Origin of the sequence: Pseudomonas sp. TUM22785, from assembly GCF_028198105.1 — a bacterium.
GTDB classification, from domain to species: Bacteria; Pseudomonadota; Gammaproteobacteria; order Pseudomonadales; family Pseudomonadaceae; genus Metapseudomonas; species Metapseudomonas solani.
The window spans coordinates 663,186-686,311 of record NZ_CP116239.1; the positions used below are offsets into that span (position 1 = coordinate 663,186).

Here is a 23,126-nt window from a genome sequence, read left to right on the forward strand (position 1 = left end):
TAGCGAAAAAAACCGTGCTGGCACTATGGAATTGCGTGCCGGCCGGGGGCTCCTTTGGTGGAAGTTGGCCGGTGGCCCTCAACACAAAGCCGCGCATTGCGCGGCTTTGTGTTGAGGGCGCTGTGTACCGGCCGTGAGGGGCCTGCCTAGTTGGTCTCCATGCCAACGGGAAGCCGGATGCCGCCGGCATCGACCTGCAGCAGGTCGGCGGCCGGTTCCTCGGCGACCACCCTGTGTTTCTCGGCGGGGACCATCAGCGACCAGGCCACGTCGTAGCGGGGGCCCGGGTTGGCGGAGGTGTCGGGGCCAGGTGTGGGGGCCACCGGCTCGATGGTGCCGACGGCGCCGCTCGCCTGGGCGATCTGGTAGCCGTAGACGGGTTTGCCGCCGTTCTCGGCGCTGGTGATGCCCAGGCCGCTGGAGGTCACCGTCTTGCCGGTGCCGACGCCGGGGGTGTCGTAGTGGCCGGTGGTCGGTGTGTGGAGCGCCACGGTGTCGCCGTCGATGGCGCCGGATACCGCGTAGTTGCCGGCAGCCAGGGTGGCGGCGGTGGTGCCGTCGTAGGGTTTGGTGACGTTGCCGACGAGCTCGGCGGTGAGGGTGGGTGCCAGGCTGTAGAGGAAGCCGTTGCCGGCGCCCGCGACGGTGCTGCTGCCGTAGCTGGCGTTGTATTGCTTGAAGTCGTAGGCCAGGCCGCCACGGGTGTCGCCGGTGGGGTTCGCCGACCAGACCAGCCAGCGCCCGTTGGGCGTGGTCAGTGCATTGGCGCCTGCGTTGTTGGTGAAGGCCTGGCCGGCCAGTTCGATGGCGGTGCCGGTGGCCTGGGAGGTGATGCCGGCGTTGAGGGTCAGGCGGTTGCCGGCCACCAGCTTGAGGGCGCCGTCCACGGCGATGGCGCTGTTGACGGTGATGTCGTTGCTGGCCTGGAGGGTCAGGGTGCTGCCGGCGACGGCGGCCTTGGCGATGGCGCCCGGGCTCACCATCTGGTCGCCGGCGCTGTTGTTCAGGGTGTCGGCGAGGTCGGCGCCGCGCTGCACCAGCCACAGGCTGCCGGCGCCGCTCTGGCCATCGATGGTGGCCTGTGGCGAGCGCACCAGGAAGTCGTTGCCGGCCAGCAGGTGGATGCCGCTGGAGCTGATCTGGTCGCCGGCCTGCAGGCCGACCAGGCCACTGCTGGTGGAGGTGTAGCCCACCAGGCCGGTGCTGCCGCTGCCGATCACGACGGCGCCCAGGTTGGGCGTGGAGCCGGAGTTCCAGTTGTAGTAGGGCACCACGTAGTCGTGGTTGGGCAGTACGTAGAGCCCCTCGTGGGTCAGGCGAGTGAGGCCGGAGCCATAGAAGGTGTTGCTGGCGTTGGTGAGGCCGACCAGGGGCGCGTCGCTGTCGATCAGGGTGATGGAGCCGGCGAGGGCGCCGCCGTCCGGGTTCTTGGCGGAGAAGCCGTAGATCAGGAAGTGGCCGTTGCCCAGGTCGAGCACGCGGCCCCCGGCGCCCAGCGAGGCCAGGCGGTAGCCGCCGACCAGGGCGTTGGCCGATGAGATGGTGCCGAAGAAGCTGCCGTCGTTGCTGCCCACTATGACGTAGCCCTGGCGGTTGCCCCAGAACGCGTTGTTGAGGACGAACTTGCCGTTGCTCAACAGGGTGATGCCCGGGTCGTAGGTGTCGACCATCGCGTTGCTGCTGTCGAACGTGCCGGTGCTGGCGGCGCTGCCGTCGCGCCACGCCACGCTCCCCGACCCGTCGTGCCAATGGGCGTTGCGGATCAGGTAGTTGCCGCCTGCCAGGGGGACGATGCCGCCACTGCCGACCAGGTCGTTGTCGAGGTCGCCCACCATGGAGTTGGCGGCCGACACGGCGCCGACCGTGCTGCCGTTGCCGTTGGCCCAGGTGACCGCGCCGACCAGGCTGAGGCCGTTGAGGGCGTCGTTCCAGTGCTGGCTGGTGACCACGTAGTGGCCGTTGGTGAGGGCGGTGGCGGAGAGGCCGACATGGTCGTAGGCCGTGGTGCCCACCAGGGAGTTGCCGGCATTGATGAGGCCGACGGTGCCAGTGGTGCCGTTGCCCCAGGTGGAGGCGCCCACTTCGGGGTTGTTGCCGTCGCTCCAGTTGGGGCTGTTGACCACGTAGTGGCCGCTGGTGAGGGCGGTGGAGGATTGGCCCACGTGGTCGTAGGCCCTGCTGCCCACCAGGGAGTTGGCGGCGCTGATGGCGCCCACCGTGCCGCCATTGCCGTTGCCCCAGGTGGCAGCGCCCACCTCGGCGTTGAGGCCGTCGCTCCAGTAGGGGTTGTTCACTACGTAGTTGCCGTTGGCGAGGACGGTGACGCCGAGGGTGCCGACCCGGTCGTTGGCAGTGCTGCCGATCAGGGAGTTGCCGGCGCCGATAACGCCGGCGGTGGGGCCGGTGCCGCTCATCCAGGTGGCGGCGCCGGCGCTGCCGTTCCAGTAGCCGCTGGTGACCACCACGTTGCCGTTGCCCAGCTCGGCGTAGCTGGGCTTGTCGCCGTAAGGGTGGTTGGAGACGTAGCCGACCCGGTCCGCCGCGTAGCTGCCGATCAGGGAGTTGCTCGCGTCCACCACGCCGGTGGTGGCGGTGGAGCCGCTCATCCAGGTGACGGCGCCGGTGTCGATCTGCGGGGTGAGGTGCCAGTGCTTGCTGAAGACCAGGACGTTGCCGTTGCCGAGGCTGACGATGCCGCTGTTGAGGTTGGCGTCGGTGCCGAGGAAGTCGTTGGTGTTGCTGCCGACCATGGAGTTGGCGGCGCCGATGACGCCGGCCGTGGGGCCGGTGCCGCTCATCCAGCTGACGGCACCGGCATCGACGGCGGCGCCGTTGTCCCAGAGGCTGCTCCAGGTGATCGCGTTGCCCTGGCTCAGGGCCCGGACGTTGGTGCCGATGTAGTCGTCGGCGCTGCTGCCGACCAGCGAGTTGGCGGCGCTGACCACGCCCGTCAGCGCCTGGTTGGCGTAGCCGTAGGTGACGGCGCCGGCGTTGGTCGCGCTGCCGTTGTTCCAGAACCTGGAGCCGATGATGTAGTTGCCGTTGGTGAGCGTGGTGAGCGAATGGCCCACGCGGTCATTGGTGGTGCTGCCGGTGAGGGAGTTGGCGCTGGTGACGAACCCGGAAAGCCCGGTGGTGCCGTTGAACCAGGTCACCGCGCCGACATTGGCCAGGGCGCCGTTGTCCCAGTCGGGGCTGCCCACCGCGACGTTGCTGCCGGCCAGCGCGGCGATGCCGCCGGAGCCGATGCCGTCGCCGGCGCTGTTGCCGTAGAGGGCGGAGATCAGCCCCCCGGTCTTGCCGTTGTAGAGGAAGGCCGCGCCGGTGCTGAGGTTGCCGAAGTAGGCGCCGGGTGTGCTGACGACGATGTTGCCGTTGGCCAGCTGGTTGATGTTGCCGCCGCCGTGCTGGACCCCGGCCTGGGGGTTGGGGTCGGCGAGGTCGATGTAGAACTGGTCGCCGACCGTGTCGGTGATGACCAGGTTGGTGGGGTCGAACAGCACCTCGCCGCCCTGCCCGGCGTTGACCTGCCCGCCATAGTTGAGGGTGCCCTTGCTCGACACCTCGATGAAGCCCCGCTCGCCGGTGGCGGCCTGGCCACGGAAGTCGGTGCGCGCGTCGGACCAGACGACGATGTCGCCGTCGGCGCCCTTGGCGCTCAGTTGGGTGTAGGGGTTGATGCGGGTGGTGTGGGCGTTGGCCACGTCCGGGTTGGCGCCGTGGGCGTCGCCGCCGATGCGGATGGAGCCGCCCTTGGCGGTGCCGTCGGCCTTCACGCTGGCGGCGGCCAGGTTCACCGTCTGCCCGGTGACGGTGATGTCGCCGCCGCGCTGGCCATTGGCGCTCAAGCTGCCGGAGATGAACGACGAGTCGCCGCCGTTGACGCGGATGGAGCCGCCCTGGGTCGAGCCGTTGGCGGTGATCTGGCCCTGGGTGGTCTGCAGGGCGCCGTGGGCGGCGTCCACCGTCACCGCGCCGCCATTGCCGTCGGCATGGATGGCGCCGGCCTGGATGATGCCCTGGCCGGCCAGGCTGATGCGGCCACCGGTTGCGCCGCTGGCGTCCAGGGTGCCGGTATTGACCAGCCTGTCGCCTTCCAGGCGGATGACGCCATCGTGCTGGCTCACCGAGCCGGCCTCGACGATCCCTTCGTTGTTCACGACGCCATTCAGCAGGCCCTCGGCCGCCTTGGCGGTGAGGATCACCTGGCCGCCGTCGGCCTGGATCAGCTGCTTGTTCTGGGCCAGGGCCTGGAGGGTGCCCTTGTCCACTTCCAGGCTGACCAGCTGGTCGCCGGCGAAGTCCAGGGTGACCTTGTCCCCGGCTGCCAGGGCGACGCTGCCGAGCCTGGCCTGGACCGTGCCCTCGTTGCTGACCTGGGCACCGAGCAGGGCCACGTAGCCGCCGTTGGCAGTGAGGCTGCCCTGGTTGGTGACGCGGCCGCCCTTGCCTTCGAAGGCGAAGTTGCCGGCGGCAAGGTTCTGGTCCGACAGGTCCAGGGTCGAGGCCACCAGACCGCCGACGTTCACCTGCGCGCCCGGGGCGAAGAGGATGCCGTTGGGGTTGATCAGGAACACCTGGCCGTTGGCCTGCAGGGTGCCGTAGAGGCTGGAGGGGTCGCTGCCCACCACGCGGTTGAGGGCGATGGCGCTGCTGTTGGGCTGGACGAAGCTGACCTTCTCGCCCTGGGCGATGTTGAAGCTGTTCCAGTTGATCGCGAGGTTCTGCGACGACTGGGTGACCGTCATGCTGCCCTCGGCGCTGGCGATGCTGCCTTGCCCCAGGCTGACCTGGCCGTCGGTGGGCAGGGCGAGGGCGTGGCCGCTGGCGCCGGCGAGGAGGACGGCGAGCAGGGTCCGGGCGCGGGCGCGCTTGCCCTGGCCGGTGGCGTTCTCGGGGGCCGGCACGTAGGTGCCGTGGGCAGCGTTCCAGAGCAGTCGGTAGACGTGGTTCATGCTGTCGGCCTTGAAAGTCGTGTTCAGAAGTACTTGGTGGTCTGCAGCCAGAGACGCGGGCTGCGGTCGTCATCGGAGGTCGGTTGGCTGCCCGTGCGCCAGGCGGCGAAGGCTTGCAGGTTGATGGCGGCGGGCAGTGCCAGGCTGACGCCCACGCCGGCCCCGGAGAGCGTGCGGCGGTTGTCGGCGGTGCCGGCCACGGGGCGATGGCTGATGCGCCCGCCGCCGGCGTCGTAGAAGCCGAAGAGCTGCCAGGCGGGGGCGGGGGCGTAGTGCAGTTCCAGGTTCGCCAGCCAGGCATCGTCGGCGGCGGCCTCGCCCTGGGGGTAGGCGCGCACGGCGTAGGCGCCGCCCAGGCTGAGCTTTTCCGAGGAGTCGAGGTTCTTGGCGGCGCGCTGGCCGGAGGCGCGCAGCTGGAGGCTGAAGCGGTCGGTGAGCCGTTGCAGGCGGGTGAGCTGGAAGGCGAGCTTGGCGTAGTGGCCGCGGGTGTCCAGCCCGGCGTCGTCGAGGGCGTCGCTGGCCGCGTCCAGTTCGAGGTTGCCGGCCACGAGGCTTGCGCTGTACTGCATGGCGCCGCCGCCGAGCAGGCTGTCCTGGTGGCTGCCGCTCAGGCCCAGGCTCCACACGTCCAGGGTCTTGTCGAGGGTGGTGTCGGTGGCGTCGACCTGGTCTTCGAGCCGCTTGTGCTCGTAGCTCAGTTGGCCGTCGAGCCGGGCCTGGCGGCTGCGCAGCAGGGGCTGCAGGGCATAGACCGAGCCGATGCTGGCCTTGCCGTGGGCGTCCAGCGATTCGAAGTCCTCGCCCAGTTCGTAGCGCATCTCCGACCAGGCCACGCCGACCTGGGTGGCCTGCGGGCCGACGGGCAACTGGTAGGCGAGGCGGCCGTAGTTCATCCCGGCGCCGGAGGTCAGGCCGCGCAGGCTGAGGGTGTCGCCGAGGCCGGTGGGGCTGTTGATGGCGAGGTTGCCGCCGAGCCGTTCGCTGCCGGTGTAGCGGTTGTCGAAGTTGTCCGCCTCCAGGCTGCCGGCCACCCTGGGGCCGGCCCCGAGCGAGACGTCCAGGTCGGTGAGGCCGACGGAGGCGCCCGGCTTGAGGGTGGAGTGCACCTCGGCGCCGGGCAGTTCGTTGAGCAGCAGCAGGGACCGTTCCAGGGAGGCGGCCTGCACCGTGTCGCCCGGGTGCAGGTCGTCGAGCTGGCGCTGTGCGGTGGCGTCGTTGAGCAGGGAGCGGTTGTCGAGCTGGACCTTGCCCAGGCGGCCTTCGAGAACGGCGATGGTGAGCAGCCCGTCCTTAATGTCCTGGGCGGGCAGGTAGGCGCGGGCCAGCAGGTAGCCCTGCTCGCGATAGTGGGCGGTGAGGCGCTCGGCCAGGCCCTGCAGTTGGGCCAGGCTCAGTTCGCGGTCGGTGCTGTCGGCGAGCAGCGCCAGCAGGTGCGCCTCGCTGAATTCGCGGGCGCCGGTGATCCGGAATGCCTTGACGCGGACCTTGACGTCGCTGGGCAGCGACAGGGCCGGGCGGGCCGGTGCCGGTTCGGGCAGGACGCCATCGGTGGGCGGCGGCAAGGTGAGCGGGGCCTTGATGTTTTCCAGGATCTGCCCGGCATCGGGAGCCTGGGCGGCCAGGGCCGTCTGCGCAAGGAACAGGGCGAATGCGACTGCTCCGCTGCATGCCGTGTGTTTCATGGATCTTTTGCCTCGCCTGTGATGTCGCTTTGCCAGAAAGGCATGTTCCCATGGCCGCCGAGGGGGCACTTTGCCGGCAGCGGGGGAGACTTTGCCGGCAGACAATTTTTCCGCTCGCGGCGTGGGAAGACGGGCCCGTTCTGGGCTCTAATACCCGCTCCAGCAGCCCTACAGACCCCACCGGCATGCGCATTTCCAGCAACCCGAAGATCCTGCTCATCGACGACTCGGTGGCCGACCTGCGCGTGCTGACGGAGTTTCTGTCGGCCCGGGGCCTGGACATCGTGGTGGCGTTCGACGGCAAGGACGGCTATCGCAAGGCCCAGTTGCTGCGCCCCGACCTGATCCTGCTGGATGTGCACATGCCCGGCAGTGACGGCTTCGCCACCTGCCGGTTGCTCAAGGCCAACCCGGATACCAGCGCCATCCCGGTGATTTTCCTGACGGCGGCCAACCAGCCGCAGGAGCGCCTGACGGGCCTGACGCTGGGGGCCGTGGACTACATCGCCAAGCCGCTGATCGATGAGGCGGAGGTGGTGGCGCGGGTGCAGATTCACCTGGAGCTCGCCCGTCGCCTGCGCGCGGCGGCGCCGGCCGCCCCAGCGGCGAATCCGGATACCCGGCCGGAGGCGGTGCTGGTGAAGGTGGCCACCGAGCACCTGCGCCGGGACCTGCGCCAGCCGCCCTCGCCGGAGGTGCTGGCGCGCCTGTGCGGCACCAACGAGACCCGCCTCAACGAGGCCTTCCACAAGATCGTCGGCATGCCCATCTATGCCTGGCTGCGCGAGGAGCGCCTGACCCAGGCCCAGGGCTTGCTGGGCCGCACCGAGACGCCCATCGCCGATATCGGCGACCACCTGGGCTACACCAATGCCGCCAGTTTCTCCAAGGCCGTGCGGGAGCGCTTCGGTTGCTCGCCGCGCGAGTTGCGCAGCCGCCTGCGGGATGAGGCCGGCCAGCGTGCACCGCTGCAGCAAGGCGCCGCTGACGATGCCTGCTGAAGCCCGCCTGAGGCGCGCCTGGCAGGCGCTCTGCCTGTGCGGCCTGCTGCTGATGGCCGGTGGCGCGCGGGCCGAGGTGCTGGACGTGCACGAAGAGGCGGCCTCCCAGTTGCTGGAGCGCTTCGAGCTGCGCATCGACGAAGACGGCAGCCTGGATATCGCCACGGTCGCCGCCGCGCCCGAGCGCTTCGTCGAGGTCGCCGCGCAGGCGCTGCCCCAGGGCTTCGATCCCCGGCCACGCTGGTTGCGCTTCAGCCTGCGAAACCCGGGCCCGGCACCCATCGAGCGCTGGCTGGAGGTCGGCCATGCCCGGCTGGAGTCGGTGCAGCTCTTCACCCAGGACGGCGACAGCCAGTGGCAGGTGCAGGCCAGCGGCCTGGCGGTGCCCATGGCGTTGCGCCCGCTGCCGGGGCCGACGGCGCTGTTCCCCATTGCCTTGCAGCCGGGGGAGACCCGCGTCCTCTATCTGCGCGTGGAGTCGCGCTCCGCCCAGTACCTGGGGATGCGCGTGTGGGAGCCGATGGCCTATCGCGACCGGCAGTCGCGCTTCGAGAACCTGCGTTCGATGGGCCAGGGCGGCATCGTCCTGGCGGGGTTGCTGTCCCTGCTGATCTTCATCCAGCTGCGGGACATGCCCTATCTCTACTTCGGGCTGGAGATGCTGTTGATCAGCGCGTTCGAGGCGATCATCGGGGGGCTGGCGCAGCAATACGCCTGGCCGGGCTCCTGGCCGTTCCCGATCGTGCTGGTCCCGCTGCTGGGGGCGGCGATCATGATCATGCACTGCCAGTTCGTGCGCACCTTCCTCGATCTCCGGCGGCTGGGGCGCGGCTGGGACCGCTTGCTGCTGGGCGTCATCGGGGTGGTGGTCGTGGCGGCGCTGGGGGCCAGCCTGCACCACTACATCTTCTGGCTGCAGGTGCTGTCCCTCGCATCGCTGGTGGCGCTGGCCGCCGGGATCATCACCTCCTACCTGGCCTGGCGGGGTGGCAACGCGTCGGCGGGGCTGACGCTGATTTCGTTCGGGGCCTTCGGTGCCTCGGTGGTGATCCGCGAGGCGGGCCTGTACCTGGGGCTGGACCCAACCGGCCCGCTGCTGGCGAGCGCCTGGCCGCTGGCGGTGCTGGTGATGGCGCCGCTGATTCTCATCGCCATCACCAAGCGTACCCAGCAGCTGTCCGCCGCCCTGGCGGTGGAGCGCGAAGCCAACCGCGCCAAGACCACCTTCCTCGCCCACATGAGCCATGAGCTGCGCACGCCGCTCAATACCATCATCGGTTTCGCCCAGTTGCTGCAGCGGGGCTCGCGTCGCCTGGGGCCGGAGGAGGGCGCGCGGGCCATCGAAAGCAGCGGGCGCCATCTGCTGCACCTGATCGACGAGCTGCTGGATGCGGCGCGCGCGGAGATCGGCCAACTGGAGGTGACGGCGACGCCGCTGGCGTTCCGGCCCTGGCTGGCGGAGATGGTGGAGGTCGCCAGGTTGCAGGCCGAGGCGGCGGGCAACGGTTTCTCCCTGGAGGAACATGGGGTGGTGCCCGAATACGTTTCCATCGACAGCCGGCGCCTGCGCCAGGTGCTCGACAACCTGTTCAGCAACGCGAACCGGCACACCCGGGACGGGCGCATCGCCCTGCGATACCGGGGGGAGAGGCTGGATGGGCAGGTTCGGCTGTTCTTCGAGGTGGAGGACAGCGGCGGCGGTATCGCTGCGGGCGACCTGGCGAGGATCTTCGAGCCCTTCGTCCGGGGGGCGAACCAGCATGCGGAGGGTTCCCGCGCGGGGGTTGGCCTGGGGCTGGCCATCGCCCGGCAACTGGTGCACTGCATGGGCGGCGAGTTGAGCGTGGCCAGCACGCCCGGCCAGGGCAGTGCGTTCCGCTTCCATGTGGTGGGCGAGTTGCTGACGGAGTTGCCGGCGGAGCCGGCTACCGTGGAGGTCGACGCCCCCCGGCCCCTGGGCGACCAGGTGGTGATGCTGGTGGAGGACGATCCGGACCTGCGCCTGCTGCTGGCCGAGCAGTTGGGCCGGCATCAGTTACGGGTGGTCATCGCCGTGGATGGCCGCGATGCAGCCCTCCAGTGGCGCGACGACATCGCCCTGGTGATCACCGATCAGTTCATGGACGGCGGTGATGGCTGGTCGGTCCTGCGGATGGTGGCCGAGCGTTCCCCGGCGACGCCGGTGGTGCTGCTTTCCGCAGCCGCGCCGCTGGCGCCGGAGGGTTTCGCCGCGCACCTGAGCTTCGCGGCCTGCCTGAGAAAGCCGATCAGCGAAACCGAGCTGGCGGCGCTGTTGGTCAGGTTCCTGGGGTTACAGGACCTGGCCTCGCCGGGCAGCGAGCCGCCGGCATCCGATGTGGCGGCACGCCCGGACGCGGCGCGTTTGGCGAACCTGGCGAACCTGGTGGAAACCGGGCAGGTGACGCTTATCGAGAAGTGGGCCCATGACCTGGCGGCAGAGCAGCCGCTGTGCATCGGTTTTGCCGATGCCGTGCTCCAGGCCGCATTGACCCTGGATTTCCCTCGGCTGGCCGAGCTGGTGGGGGCGGGCGAGGGCTGAGCGAGCGATCACCTCGCGCCGGGAGCGGGCCGCTGCACCGAGTGGCTCGCCTCGGAACAGGCTCCGCTGAAATGCAAAAAAGCCGCGCAATGCGCGGCTTTTTCATGGGGTATTGGTGGTGGGCCCACACGGACTTGAACCGTGGACCAAAGGATTATGAGTCCTCTGCTCTAACCAACTGAGCTATAGGCCCCCAGAAGGCCGGCGGATTATACCGGCGCCTTTTCCTGAGCGCCAACAGGTTGACAGGGATCGAGGAATTGCCGGGCGAAAACGTCGGCGGGGAGGGGGCGGCTGACGACGTAGCCCTGGATCTGTTCGCAGCCTTCGGCGGTGAGGAAGGCTTCTTGAGCGTGGGTTTCGACGCCTTCGGCGATGACGGTGAGTTGCATGCTGCGGCCGAGGGCGATGATGGCGCGGGCGATGGCGGCGTCTTCGAGGTCGTCTGGCAGGCCGCGGACGAAGGATTTGTCGATCTTGATGATGTCCAGCGGCAGGCGCTTGAGGTAGCTGAGGGAGGAGTAGCCGGTGCCGAAGTCGTCGATGGCCAGTTGCACGCCGAGCGCCTTGAGGGCGTGGAGCACGGCGAGGGCTTCTTCGGCCTGGCTCATGATGAAGCCTTCGGTGATTTCCAGCTGCAGGTGGCAGGGGATGACGCCTGTGTCCTGCAGCAGGCGGTCGATGCGCTCGACCAGTTGCGGCTGGCGCAGCTGGGCGCCGGCGAGGTTGACGGAGAGCGGGCCGAAGGGGGCGTGGCGGTCCTGCCATTCGCGCATCTGCCGGCAGGCTTCGGCGAGGACCCAGTCGCCCAGGGGGAGGATGAGGCCGTTCTCTTCGGCGAGGGGGATGAAGCGCTCGGGGGAGATTTCGCCGAACAGGGGATGGTGCCAGCGGATCAGGGCTTCGGCGCCGATCAGGCGGCGGTTCTGCAGGCACAGCTTGGGTTGGTAGTAGAGGCTGAGTTCGCCGCGTTCGAGGGCGCGACGCAGTTCGTTCTCCAGGGCCATGCGTTCGTTGGCCTGGAAGGTGAGATCGCGGGTGTAGAACTCGATGCGGTTGCGGCCCTTGGATTTGGCGCGGTACATGGCGGCGTCGGCGTTCTTGACGACGGTCGCGACGTCGCTGCCGTGTTCGGGGTAGAGGCTGATGCCGATGCTGGCGCTGGTGAAGAACTCGTGTTCGTCGGCCTCGAAAGGGGCGCTGAAGCAGGCGAGCACTTTGCTGGCGATGTGCTCGGCGTCAGCGGCGGTGTGCAGGCCGGGCAGCAGGATGATGAATTCGTCGCCGCCGAGGCGGGCGACGGTGTCGATGTCGCGCAGCTGGTCCTTGAGGCGGGCGGCGATGCTTTTGAGCAGGAGGTCGCCGACCGGGTGGCCGAGGCTGTCGTTGATGTGCTTGAAGCGGTCGAGGTCGATGAAGAGTACGGCGCCTCGCTGGGCGTCGGTGGTGGCGTCGAGCAGGGCGGCCTGCAGGCGGCTTTCGAAGAGGATGCGGTTGGGCAGCCCGGTGAGGGGGTCGTGGTGGGCCTGGTAGTCGAGGCGGGCCTGGGCGTGCTTGAGGGTGGAGATGTCGGCGAAGACGCCGACGAAGTGGGTGATCTGCTCGCCGCGGTTGCGCACGGCGCTGATGGTCAGCCATTCGGGATAGGGTTCGCCGTTCTTGCGGCGGTTCCAGATTTCGCCCTGCCAGTGGCCGTCGGCGGCGAGCTGGTGCCACATGGCGGCGTAGAAGGCGCTGTCGTGCTGGCCGGAGGCGAGCAGGCGCGGTGATTGGCCGAGGGCTTCGGCTTCGCTGTAGCCGGTGATTTCGGTGAAGGCGCGGTTGACGGCGGTGATGCGCTGTTCGGTGTCGGTGATCATCACGCCTTCGGCGGTACTTTCGAAGACGGTGGCGGCCTGCAGGAGCTTTTCCTGCATCTGCTGGCGCTCGGTGATGTCGCGGGCGATGGTGAGGACGCAGGCTTCGCCGTTGATGGGGATGGGTTGGGCGGTGAGTTCGCAGAGGCGGATGCTGCCGCCCTTGGTGCGTATCGGGGCGGTGAAGCTGCGCAGGCTGCCCTGGTCGCGGATGGCGTGGACCATATGCTGGCGGTCTTCGGGGTTGGCCCAGATGCCGAGTTCGAGGGTGGAGCGGTCGGCGGCTTCGCGGGCGGTGTAGCCGGTGATGCGGGTGAAGCCTTCGTTGGCTTCGATGAGCCTGCCGTCGGCCAGGCGGGTGATGAGCAGGCCGTCGGGGGAGGCGTGGAAGGCGCGGGCGAATTTCTCTTCGGAGATCTTCAGTTGCTGCTGGGTTTCCTTGACGAGGGTGATGTCGCGCACGACGACGATGAGGGCGGGGATGCCGTCGAGGTCGGTGGGTTGCGCGGAGATGAGGCCGGTGAAGCTTTCGCCGTTCTGCCGGCGGAAGGTCATTTCCAGGTTGTGCAGGCTTTCGCTCTGCAGGCGCTGGAGGAGGCCGGGGCCCATGTCGGGGGTGCCCCAGATGCCCAGTTCGGTGGCGGTGCGGCCGATGGCCTGGGCGGCGCTGACGCCGGTCTGTTGTTCGAAGGTGCGGTTGACGTCAAGCAGGCGGCCGTCCTGGCGGCGGGCGAGGGCGATGACGTCGGGGCAGTTGTGGAACACGGAGGCGAATTTCTGCTGGGAGAGGCGCAGGGCGTGTTCGGTGTCCTTGGCTTCGGTGATGTCGATCATCAGGCCGCGGATGATCTGGCTGTCGCCCTGGGGGTCGAGGGTGACGATGTCGCGGATCCACAGGACGCGGCCGTCGGCGGCGAGCATGCGGTAGTCGAAGCTGTGGTCGCGCCCGGCGGCGACTTCTTCGTTGCAGAAGTATTCGGCGCGCTGGGCGTCTTCGGGGTGGAGGGTGCGCTGCCAGAAGCCGGGCTCGAGCCAGTCCGCCAGGGGGTAGCCGAGCAGGCGTTCGGCGTGGGGCGAGACGTAGGTGAAGCGGTGTTCGTCGAGGCGCATTTCCCAGGCGATGGCGTTGAGGCTTTCGACCAGGCCGCGGTAGTGCTGCTCGCTGGTGCGCAGTTCGTCTTCGAGCAGGGCGCGGCGTGACATTTCGCCGCTGAGGCGGCGGTTGATGCGCAGGACGAAGACCAGGGCCAGGCCGATCAGTAGCAGGGCGGGGAGGCCGTAGGCGATGAGGGTGGTCCAGACCGGGCGACGGTCGATGACGCCACCGACCCAGCGGTCCTGGATGGCTTCGACCTGGGCGGTGCTGATGTCGGCGAAGACCTTGTCGAGGATGCCGACCAGGGGGGTGTCGCCACGCGGCGTGGCCATGGCGAGCTGGTAGCGGTAGGGCGTCTCGCCGCTGATGTAGAGGCCTTCGAGCCTGAGCTGGCGCAGGCTCCAGACGCTGGAGGCGAGGTCGCCGACGAAGGCGTCGGCCTGGCCGGTGGCCAGCGCCTGGAGGCTGGCGGCGACGCTGGGCAGGGGCAGGAGGTTGAGGTCGGGATTGCCGCTGCGCAGCAGTTCGTGAGGGGCGTAGTCCTCGACCACGGCGATCTTGAGGCCGTAGAGCTCGCCGAGCGATTTGGGCTGTGGGCCGCCGTCGCGGGCGAGGATGACGATGGGGAAGTCGAGGTAGGGGCGGGTGAAACTGAGGTATTGCTGGCGTTCGGGGGTGGACATGACGCCGGGCAGCAGGTCGAGCTGGCCATTGCGGGCCTGCTCCAGCACTTCACCCCAGTTGCGAGGTTCCACCGGCTCGAGGCGGACGCCCAGGCGTTCCTGGATCAGCTTGACGTAGTCGGCGGCGAGGCCCTGGTGGCGGCCCTGGCTGTCGCGGAATTCGAAGGGGGGCCAGGAGGCGTCGATGCCCATGCGCAGGACGGGGTGGTCCTGCAGCCATGCCTGTTCTTCCTGGGTGAAGGTGAGCGCTCCGGACGGGGCTGCCCAGAACGCCAGACACAGCAGGAGAATGGCAGGCAGACGCGCCATGACGGTCCCGTTCCACGAAGTGATAGGCGGAAGTGTAGACGCGGCAGCTGGCGCTTTGGTAGCAGAAAGAAAAACCCCCGGACTGGCCGGGGGTTGTTCGATCACTCGTCGAGGAAGGAGCGCAGATGCTCGCTTCGCGACGGGTGGCGCAGCTTGCGCAGCGCCTTGGCTTCGATCTGGCGGATCCGCTCGCGGGTCACATCGAACTGCTTGCCGACTTCCTCGAGGGTGTGGTCGGTGTTCATGTCGATGCCGAAGCGCATGCGCAGGACCTTGGCTTCACGGGCGGTGAGGCCGGCCAGTACTTCGCGGGTGGCTTCCTTGAGGCTTTCGACCGTGGCCACGTCGATCGGGGACTGCATGGTGCTGTCCTCGATGAAGTCGCCCAGGTGGGAATCCTCGTCGTCGCCGATCGGGGTTTCCATGGAGATCGGTTCTTTGGCGATCTTCAGTACCTTGCGGATCTTGTCCTCGGGCATTTCCATGCGCTCGCCAAGCTCTTCCGGGGTGGGCTCGCGGCCCATTTCCTGGAGCATCTGGCGGGAGATGCGGTTGAGCTTGTTGATGGTCTCGATCATGTGCACCGGAATACGGATGGTGCGGGCCTGGTCGGCGATCGAGCGAGTGATCGCCTGACGGATCCACCAGGTGGCATAGGTCGAGAACTTGTAGCCGCGCCGGTATTCGAACTTGTCCACCGCCTTCATCAGGCCGATGTTGCCTTCCTGGATCAGGTCGAGGAACTGCAGGCCGCGGTTGGTGTACTTTTTGGCGATGGAGATCACGAGGCGCAGGTTGGCCTCGACCATTTCCTTCTTCGCCCGGCGAGCTTTCGCTTCACCGATGGACATGCGGCGGTTGACGTCCTTGATCTCGGAAATCTTGAGGTCGACTTCCTTCTCGAGGTCGATCAGCTTCTGCTGATTGCGCTTGACGTCGTCGACCAGCTTGCTCAGAGCTTCGGCGTACTTGGCCTTGCCTTTGGTCAGGCCTTCGACCCAGGTCAGGTCGACTTCGTTGCCGGGGAACAGGCGCAGGAAGTCGGCACGCGGCATGCGGGCATCACGCACGCAGAGCTGCATGATGGCGCGCTCCTGGGCGCGGACACGGTCAAGGGCGTCACGAACGCGGTCTACCAGGGCATCGAACTGTTTGGGTACCAGTTTGATGGGCATGAACAGCTCGGCGAGGCCTTGCAGTTCATCGATGGCCTGTTTGCTGGAACGACCATGCTTCTTCAGCGCCTTACGGGCCTTTTCCAGCTGGTCGGAGACTGCTGTGAAGCGGCGCAGGGCCTCTTCCGGGTCGGGACCGCCGTCGCCTTCTTCCTCGGCGTCGTCGCTCTCACCTTCCTCTTCTTCGTCTTCGTCCTTTTCCTTCGCGGCGCTTTCTTCCTTCGGGACGACAGGCTCGACTTCCTCGGCCGGCACGCTGCCGTCGTCGGGATCGATGTAGCCAGCGAGGACGTCGGAGAGACGGCCACCTTCGGTAGTGACGCGATGGTACTCGGAGAGAATGCTGTCGACGGTACCGGGGAAGTGGGCGATCGCGCTCATTACTTCGCGAATGCCTTCCTCGATGCGCTTGGCGATCTCGATCTCGCCTTCGCGAGTCAGCAGTTCCACCGTGCCCATTTCACGCATGTACATGCGCACCGGGTCGGTGGTTCGGCCAATGTCGGTCTCGACGGCTGCGAGTGCGGCGGCGGCTTCTTCGGCTGCAGCCTCGTCGGTGTCGGCTTCGGCCAACAACAGGGCGTCCGCATCCGGAGCACTCTCGAATACGTTGATCCCCATGTCATTGATCATGCGGATGATGTCTTCCACCTGTTCCGGATCGGAAATATCCTCCGGCAGATGGTCATTGACCTCCGCGTAAGTCAGGTAACCCTGCTCACGACCACGGGCGATCAACTCTTTGAGGCGAGACTGCTGTTGCGCTTTTCCGGACATAACACCCTATCCACTTAAGGTCTTGGCGGGCTAAAAACAAGCCGAGGATTATACCTGACCAGAGGCCTCAAGCGCCAGTTGGGCTGGTGGAGGCTGGAGATGGACTGCGGCTGAGGAGGTCGCGCAGCTGGTCTTTCTCCTCTGCGCTGAGTTCGCTCTGCCTTGCTTTGCGTAGCAGTTGTTCGAGGCTGCGCTCGCGTTGGCGGGCCGACAACCTAGTTATAGTGTCGAAAAACTGTTGTTCAAGGTTGTCGCTCGAAATCAACCATTCCTTCTCCGCCAGTGCCTGCAGCAGTCGGCCCTGTTCGGTGCCGTGCCAGCGGGCGATGAGTTGCAGCGAGCGCAGCTTGGGGTTCTTCTGCAGGGCTTCGAGGAGCGACACCATCAAGCGAGCGTAAGTGTCGTCTTCTGCAGCGAAATGGCTGGCATTCTCGACGTTCTGCGCAAGGTTTGGATGGTGAAGCAGTGTCCTGAGTGCCGTCAGGGTTGGCGACTCGACCTTGATTTCAGTGCGCGGGGGGCGCCTGAATTCGCCTTGGCCGCCTTTCTTGTCCCAGGGCTTTCCGCCCTTTTTCCAGTCGCCTTTCCACTCGCCTTTCTTGCGCTCGGGCTTCTGCCATTCGCCCTGTTGCTGCCGGGCGGGTGGCTCGAAGTAGTGCTCCTGGCCGGCATCGCCATAGTTCTCGTAGCTGGCAGGGGCGCCGTAGTGGTAGTCGTCGGGGTAGTGCGACGCTTCGCCGCTGTGCGACGGTGCATCGTGGCTTAGCTGGCCGATGGCCTCACCGTTCAGGCCGGTGATTTCCGACAGGCGCTGACGCATCAGCGTACGCAGGTTGGCGCCGGGCACTTTGTCGATCAGTGGCGCGGCCAAGGTAACCAGGTGCGCCTTGCCTTCCAGGGAGCTGGGATCGGCTTCGTCCCTCAGTTGCTGGAAGAAGTAATCGGCCAGGGGCTGCGCGTGCTGGGTTATGCGGGCGCGGAAGGCATCGGTACCCTCGGCGCGTACCAGGCTGTCCGGGTCTTCGCCTTCGGGGAGGAACAGGAAGCGTGCGCGCCGGCCGTCCTCCAGGGACGGTAGCGTGGCTTCCAGTGCTCGCCAGGCGGCCTTGCGTCCGGCCTGGTCGCCGTCGAAGCAGAACAGGATGCTGGGCACCAGGCGGAACAGGCGCTTGATGTGCTCCTCGCTGGTGGCGGTGCCGAGGGTGGCGACGGCGTTGCGCAGGCCTTGCTGGGCCAGGGCGATAACGTCCATGTAGCCTTCGACGACCATCACCTCGTCGAGGTTGCGGTTGTTCTTGCGGGCTTCGTAGAGACCGTAGAGTTCCTGGCCCTTGTGGAAGACCGGTGTTTCCGGCGAGTTCAGGTACTTGGGTTTGTCATCGCCCAGTACGCGACCGCCGAAGGCGATGACCCGGCCCCGGCTGTCGCGGATGGGGAACATCACGCGGTCACGGAAGCGGTCGTAGCGCTTGCCGCTATCGGCGTTCTCAATCAGCAGGCCGGCATCGATCATGGCCTTCTGCTGCAAGGCGTCGCTGGCCAGGTGCTTGAACAGGTTGTCCCACCCCGGTGGGGCGAAGCCGAGGCCGAAGTCGCGGGCTATTTCACCGGACAGGCCGCGTCCTTTCAGGTAGTCGACGGCGGCCTTGCGTGTCGGGTGGCTCTTCAGGGCTTGGCGGTAGTAATCCGAGGCAGCTGTGAGCAGGGCGTAGAGCGGCGAGTCGGTGGCTTGGCGTGGTCGATTGTTGCGCCCGCTTTCTTCGCGCGGTACGTCCATGCCGGCACGTTTGGCCAGCTCCTCGACAGCCTCGGGGAAGTCGAGGTTGTCGTGGTCCATGATGAAGCCGAGGGCGTTGCCGCCGGCGCCACAGCCGAAGCAGTAGTAGAACTGCTTGTCGGGGCTGACGCTGAAAGAGGGCGTCTTTTCGTTATGGAATGGGCAACGGGCGCTGTAGTTTTTGCCGGCCTTCTTCAGCTGGATGCGCGAACTCACCACCTCGACTATGTCGGTGCGGTTCAGCAGATCGTCGATGAAGCCTTGGGGGATCAGGCCGGCCATAGGGTGCTCAGGACGCTGGGAGGGTCAAAGCATAGGCCCCCATCGCCGGTTGGCGATAGCGGCATTACCGGTGCTGCAAATGCAAAAAACTCCGGCGTTCGCCAGGGCGAAGCGGAGTGTCGCATGCGGTGCCTGAATGCACTCGCCCGGCCGGAGCCGGGCGATGCTGAAAGCGTGCGGCGAAGCCTGTTAACTCAGTACAGGCGCTCGCGGCGGCGCTGCTCGCGCTGCACTTTCTTGGCGTGACGCTTCACTGCAGCAGCAGCTTTACGCTTGCGCTCTGCGGTGGGCTTCTCGTAGAACTCGCGGCTGCGGACTTCAGCCAGTACACCGGCTTTTTCGCAGGAGCGCTTGAAGCGACGCAGGGCTACGTCGAAGGGTTCGTTCTCTTTAACTTTGACGGCTGGCATCCAGGTCGTACCTTCACTAATTACCGTGGGTGAACGCGCTCCTGGCTAAGACTGCGGGAGAACGTCGGTTTTCAAGGGTTGCGGATGTTAACGCCTTGCGCCCTGGAATGCAAAGCCTTCAGTCGAAAACCGCTGGCCGGGGCGGAGGGCGGCGATTATGATGCGCGCCTTCTTTATTAGCTAGGCCTGGAAGGCAGGTTCCCAATGCTAGTGCTGGGTCTGGAAACCTCTTGCGACGAGACCGGTGTCGCTCTCTACGACAGCGAGCGCGGCCTGTTGGCCGATGCGCTGTTCAGTCAGATCGACCTCCATCGCGTGTACGGCGGCGTGGTGCCCGAGCTGGCGTCCCGCGATCACGTCAAGCGCATGCTGCCGCTGTTGCGCGAAGTGCTCGATGGCGCCGGTTGCAAGCCGGCCGATATCGATGGCATCGCCTACACCTCCGGCCCCGGCCTGGTCGGCGCGCTGCTGGTGGGTGCCTCCTGCGCCCAGGCCCTGGCGTTCGCCTGGGGCGTGCCTGCGCTGGGTGTGCACCATATGGAAGGCCATCTGCTGGCGCCGATGCTGGAAGAGCAGCCGCCGGAGTTTCCGTTCGTCGCCTTACTGGTTTCCGGCGGCCATACCCAGCTGGTTCGCGTCGATGGCATCGGCCGTTACGCTTTGCTCGGTGAGTCGGTGGACGACGCTGCGGGCGAAGCCTTCGACAAGACCGCCAAGCTCATCGGCCTGGGCTATCCGGGTGGCCCCGAGATCGCCCGCCTGGCCGAAAGCGGTGTGCCCGGACGCTTCACCTTCCCGCGCCCGATGACTGATCGCCCTGGCCTGGATTTCAGCTTCAGCGGCCTCAAGACCTTCGCCCTCAACACCTGGCAGCAGTGCCGCAATGCTGGGGACGACGGTGAGCAAACCCGTTGCGACATCGCTCTGGCGTTCCAGCAGGCGGTGGTCGAGACTCTCGTCATCAAGTGCCGCCGGGCCCTGAAGCAGACCGGCTTGAAGCGACTGGTGATCGCCGGTGGGGTGAGTGCCAACCAGGCGCTGCGCCAATCGCTGGAGGCGATGCTGGGCGAATTCCACGGCAACGTCTTTTATGCGCGCCCGCGGTTTTGCACCGACAACGGCGCGATGATCGCCTATGCCGGTTGCCAGCGCCTGAAGGCCGGGCAGCAGGAAGGTCCGGCCATTGCCGTGCAGGCGCGCTGGCCGATGGAAAGCCTGCCGTCGATCTAGCGTCGCATGGCGTCTTGTAGCCTCAGGCTTGTAGCTTGAGGCTGTCTTCAGTTTCAGAAATGTCGTTCGCGTCCTGCGAAAAGGTCGCGTAGATTGCCGCGGTGTCGCCAGACGATCAGGCAGCAGAGCACGGCCATTGGCAGCAGGGCTCCGGGTTTCTGCCAGGCCAGTAATGGCAGGGTCAGCGGCGTTGCGATCAGCGCGGCGAGCGAGCTGGTGCGGGTGAGGAAGAAGGTCAGCGCCCAGGCCCCGACAGCCAGCAAGGCGGCCGGCGGGTAGAGCCCGAGCAGCATGCCGGCGGCGGTGGCGACGCCCTTGCCGCCGCGAAAGCGGAAGTACAGCGGGTAGAGATGCCCGAGCACGGCGGCGAGGCCGATCCAGGCCTGTTTCTGGATGCCGAGCCCGATCAGGTAGGCGACCAGTACGGGCAGAAGGCCTTTGAGCAAGTCGCCGAGCAGGGTGAGGATCGCGAGCTTCTTGCCCGCCACGCGCAGCATGTTGGTGGCGCCCGGATTGCCTGAGCCCTGGTCGCGTGGGTCGGCGAAGCCGAACAACCGGCTTAGCAGGATGGCGAAGGACAGCGAGCCGAGCAGGTAGGCGAGAATCGCCAGCAGCCAGAACATTGGTATCCATTCCAGGGCGAGGGAGCCCTGATTCTAACGGGGCAGAAGTTACGTGGACACGGTTTTCATCGAGGGTCTTGAAGTCGATACCGTCATTGGTGCGTACGACTGGGAGCGGAGCATTCGCCAGTGCCTGCGCCTGGACCTGCAAATGGCCTGGGACAACCGCCCGGCCGCCGCCGATGATGAGCTGGCCCATGCCCTGGACTACGCTTCTGTCTCCCAGCGCATCCAGGCGTTCGCTGGCGAATCGCAGTTCCTTCTCGTGGAAACCTTCGCCGAGCGATTGGTCGCTGTGCTCATGGCGGAATTCAACATTCCCTGGGTGCGGCTCAAGCTGCACAAGCCCGGTGCGGTGCCCGCTGCCAGCAGCGTTGGCGTGGAGATTGAACGCGGATGCCGCTGACACCGGTTCTGCTGGGCCTGGGCAGCAATATCGGGCGTGAAGAACACCTGCGGGCCGGCCTCGATGCACTGGCCGGTTTCCTTCATGAGATCCATTGCTCGCCGGTGTTCGAAAGCCAGCCGGTGGGCATCAAGAGCGGACCCTTCTACAACCTGGTGGTGGCGGCGACGACCGACCTGCCCCTGATGGAGCTGGACCGCCGCCTCAAATTCATCGAAGCCGACAACGGCCGCTATGCGCCAGATCGCAAGGGTTTGCCGCTGGACATCGATGTGCTGCTTTACGGCGACCTGGTCGGCAGTTTCGATGGCCTGGCCTTGCCGCGTGCAGAGGTGTTGAAGAACGCGTTCGTGCTCTGGCCCTTGGCACTGGTAGCGCCTGAGCGCCTGCACCCGGGTGAGGGGCGCAGCTTCGCGGAGCTTTGGGCAACGTCGCAGATTCAGCAGCAGCTGTGGCCGGTGCCTTTCGAATGGCAGGGGCGCCAGTTGACGCCCGCCGATCTGCTTCAGGCCTTCCCCGCGCCTTCCTTGTAAGCCTTCAGTGCCTTCAGGCGCTCGAGCCTGAGCGCTTCGCCCAGTTCGGCCCCCTTGTAGCCCTTTTCCAGCAATGGCTGGACCGCGACTGCACGCGCGGCTTCGGCGGCGCCTCGCAGGTAGTCGGCCTGGGGGTATTCGCGCTGCTCCAGGCCGTGCCGGCCGCGGGCGTCCATCTCGCAGGCCGCGATGAATTCCTCGAAGCGCTGCGGGCGGCGGTAGACATCGAAACGGGCGAGTAGCTCTGCCAGGGTCGAGGCGCGCAGTTCGGTGGCGCGGTGGGCGTGGGTGTGGAATTCGCCCACCAGCATCGCCAGCTCCTGGCAGTCCCGGGGCGCCTTGCAGCGCTCGTTGACCTGTTGGATCAGCTTGAGGCCGCGCTGTTCGTGGGCGATGTGCCGGGGCCACTCCTCTTCTGGCGTCTCGCCCTTGCCCAGGTCGTGCAGCAGGCAGGCCCAGCGCACGGTGAGGGGTTGGTCGTGTTCCGCGCACTGCTGCAGCACCGCCAGCACGTGCAGCCCTGAGTCCACCTCCGGGTGATGATGCTCGGGCTGGGGCACGCCGAACAGGGCGTCCAGTTCCGGCATCCACGCCTGCAGTGCACCGCAGTCGCGCAGCACCTGGATGAACACGTCCGGGCGCGGCTCCATCAGGGCGCGGGAGATTTCCTTCCAGCTGCGCTCCGCAGTCAGGGCGTCCAGCTCGCCGGATTCGGCGATTTCCCGCATCAGTGCGATGGTTTCCGTCGCGACGCTGAAGCCAAGTGGCGCATAGCGGGCGGCGAAGCGGGCCACACGCAGCACGCGCAACGGGTCTTCGGCGAAGGCGGGGGAGACGTGGCGGAGGATGCGTTGCTCAAGGTCGCGCTGGCCGCCATAGGGGTCGACCAGCGTGCCGTGTTCGTCTTCGGCGATGGCGTTGACGGTGAGGTCGCGGCGGATCAGGTCCTCTTCGAGGCTGACGTCCGGGTTGGCGAAGAAGGTGAAGCCGCCGTAGCCGCGCCCGCTTTTGCGTTCGGTACGTGCCAACGCGTATTCCTCGCCGCTCTGCGGGTGGAGGAACACGGGAAAGTCCGCGCCGACCGGCTTGAAGCCCTGTTCGAGCATTTCTTCGGCGGTTGCGCCGACCACGACCCAGTCCACTTCCGTAACCGGGCGACCCAACAAGCGGTCACGAACCGCGCCGCCCACCTTGTATATCTGCATGCTCACCTCCGAGGGTGCGGAGGATAGCAGCCCGCTCGCTGGCTGCGATGGGGATTTGCCGGGTCAGGGCTTCCACTGCGCTTTGCAGCAGCTCGGCGCTGTCCCAGGCGGGGCTCAGGCCGGTGCTGGCGATGCCTTCCCAGAGCACCTGGCCATCGAGGTCGGTGATGCGCAGGCGCAGGGTGCCGGTTTCATCACGCAGGCGGTGGATGGCCTGGTAGGGGCCGAGTGGGCTGGGCGGCGCCTGGTCGACCTTGAACTCCAGCGGTGCGTCCTGCAGTGCCAGCCAGTAGTAGATGCGCAGCTCGGGCGTCTGGCTTTCGTGATAGCCCCGGGTCGCCAGGCCTTGGCGGAGCAATGGGTCGAGCCGAGCGTAGTGCTCACGGTAGGGGGCTTGGCCGAGCAGCGCCTGTTCCGGAGGAACCAATTGGAAGCTGTGGCGAGCGGTCAGACCGCCGCCGTCCGGGTGCACCACCTGGATGCTGGGGATATGGGTGGAGCAGGTGGCCAGGACCAGGCACAACAGCAGGACAAGGAACAGGCGCATCGACGCTCTCCATGGGCGA

Annotated in this window: 14 protein-coding genes and 1 tRNA gene; 5 read left to right on the forward strand and 10 right to left on the reverse strand. The window is 67.1% G+C overall.

Annotated features, from left to right (window positions below; all coding sequences use genetic code 11):
- Nucleotides 1-146: 146 nt before the first annotated feature.
- Together PI990_RS03075 and PI990_RS03080 are read right to left on the reverse strand one after the other, a co-directional pair.
- A complete protein-coding gene (locus tag PI990_RS03075) occupies nt 147-4,955 on the reverse strand; it encodes a two-partner secretion domain-containing protein (protein WP_271659803.1) in 4,809 nt (1,602 codons plus the stop codon).
- A gap of 23 nt (nt 4,956-4,978) precedes the next feature.
- Entirely contained in the window at nt 4,979-6,637 is a 1,659-nt protein-coding gene (locus tag PI990_RS03080; RefSeq protein ID WP_271659804.1) for a ShlB/FhaC/HecB family hemolysin secretion/activation protein, read from the reverse strand.
- Nucleotides 6,638-6,822: 185 nt separating this feature from the next.
- On the opposite strand from PI990_RS03080, the gene PI990_RS03085 reads away from it, so the two are divergent.
- Both PI990_RS03085 and PI990_RS03090 read left to right on the forward strand, forming a co-directional pair.
- Nucleotides 6,823-7,638 carry a response regulator transcription factor gene (locus PI990_RS03085; protein ID WP_271659805.1) on the forward strand — a complete coding sequence of 272 codons (816 nt, stop codon included), beginning with the start codon at nt 6,823-6,825 and terminating at the stop codon, nt 7,636-7,638.
- Nucleotides 7,628-10,198, forward strand: coding sequence for a hybrid sensor histidine kinase/response regulator (locus tag PI990_RS03090; protein WP_271659806.1), 2,571 nt, complete (start codon nt 7,628-7,630; stop codon nt 10,196-10,198). The genes PI990_RS03085 and PI990_RS03090 overlap by 11 nt, the downstream gene beginning before the upstream one ends.
- A 116-nt stretch (nt 10,199-10,314) precedes the next feature.
- Here the strand turns inward: PI990_RS03090 and PI990_RS03095 are convergent.
- From PI990_RS03095 to rpsU, 5 genes are all read right to left on the reverse strand, one after another.
- A tRNA-Ile gene (locus tag PI990_RS03095) sits at nt 10,315-10,391 on the reverse strand.
- Between the two features lie 16 nt (nt 10,392-10,407).
- Nucleotides 10,408-14,142: an EAL domain-containing protein gene (locus PI990_RS03100; RefSeq protein ID WP_271659807.1), complete on the reverse strand. Its 3,735-nt coding sequence runs from the start codon at nt 14,140-14,142 to the stop codon at nt 10,408-10,410.
- Between the two features lie 101 nt (nt 14,143-14,243).
- Entirely contained in the window at nt 14,244-16,094 is a 1,851-nt protein-coding gene (rpoD, locus tag PI990_RS03105) for an RNA polymerase sigma factor RpoD (protein WP_031288519.1), read from the reverse strand.
- A gap of 67 nt (nt 16,095-16,161) precedes the next feature.
- Nucleotides 16,162-18,153 carry a DNA primase gene (dnaG, locus tag PI990_RS03110; protein ID WP_271659808.1) on the reverse strand — a complete coding sequence of 664 codons (1,992 nt, stop codon included), beginning with the start codon at nt 18,151-18,153 and terminating at the stop codon, nt 16,162-16,164.
- 194 nt (nt 18,154-18,347) lie between these two features.
- Nucleotides 18,348-18,563: a 30S ribosomal protein S21 gene (rpsU, locus tag PI990_RS03115; RefSeq protein ID WP_003085057.1), complete on the reverse strand. Its 216-nt coding sequence runs from the start codon at nt 18,561-18,563 to the stop codon at nt 18,348-18,350.
- Nucleotides 18,564-18,767: 204 nt separating this feature from the next.
- Here rpsU and tsaD point away from each other — a divergent pair, with 204 nt between their 5' ends.
- The gene (gene tsaD, locus PI990_RS03120) at nt 18,768-19,793 is read left to right on the forward strand and encodes a tRNA (adenosine(37)-N6)-threonylcarbamoyltransferase complex transferase subunit TsaD (protein ID WP_021221581.1); all 1,026 of its coding nucleotides are present in this window, start codon (nt 18,768-18,770) and stop codon (nt 19,791-19,793) included.
- 53 nt (nt 19,794-19,846) lie between these two features.
- On the opposite strand, the gene plsY is transcribed toward tsaD, so the two are convergent.
- Nucleotides 19,847-20,416: a glycerol-3-phosphate 1-O-acyltransferase PlsY gene (plsY, locus tag PI990_RS03125; RefSeq protein ID WP_043244106.1), complete on the reverse strand. Its 570-nt coding sequence runs from the start codon at nt 20,414-20,416 to the stop codon at nt 19,847-19,849.
- 52 nt (nt 20,417-20,468) lie between these two features.
- On the opposite strand from plsY, the gene folB reads away from it, so the two are divergent.
- Nucleotides 20,469-20,822, forward strand: coding sequence for a dihydroneopterin aldolase (gene folB / locus PI990_RS03130; RefSeq protein ID WP_021221583.1), 354 nt, complete (start codon nt 20,469-20,471; stop codon nt 20,820-20,822).
- Nucleotides 20,813-21,355, forward strand: a complete 543-nt coding sequence (gene folK / locus PI990_RS03135) for a 2-amino-4-hydroxy-6-hydroxymethyldihydropteridine diphosphokinase (protein ID WP_271659809.1) — start codon at nt 20,813-20,815, stop codon at nt 21,353-21,355. Before folB ends, folK begins: the two co-directional genes overlap by 10 nt.
- Here folK and PI990_RS03140 read toward each other — a convergent pair.
- A complete protein-coding gene (locus tag PI990_RS03140; RefSeq protein WP_271659810.1) occupies nt 21,328-22,560 on the reverse strand; it encodes a multifunctional CCA addition/repair protein in 1,233 nt (410 codons plus the stop codon). The genes folK and PI990_RS03140 overlap by 28 nt on opposite strands.
- On the reverse strand, nt 22,526-23,107 hold the full coding sequence (locus PI990_RS03145) for a hypothetical protein (protein ID WP_271659811.1): 582 nt from the start codon (nt 23,105-23,107) through the stop codon (nt 22,526-22,528). Before PI990_RS03145 ends, PI990_RS03140 begins: the two co-directional genes overlap by 35 nt.
- Nucleotides 23,108-23,126 lie beyond the last annotated feature (19 nt).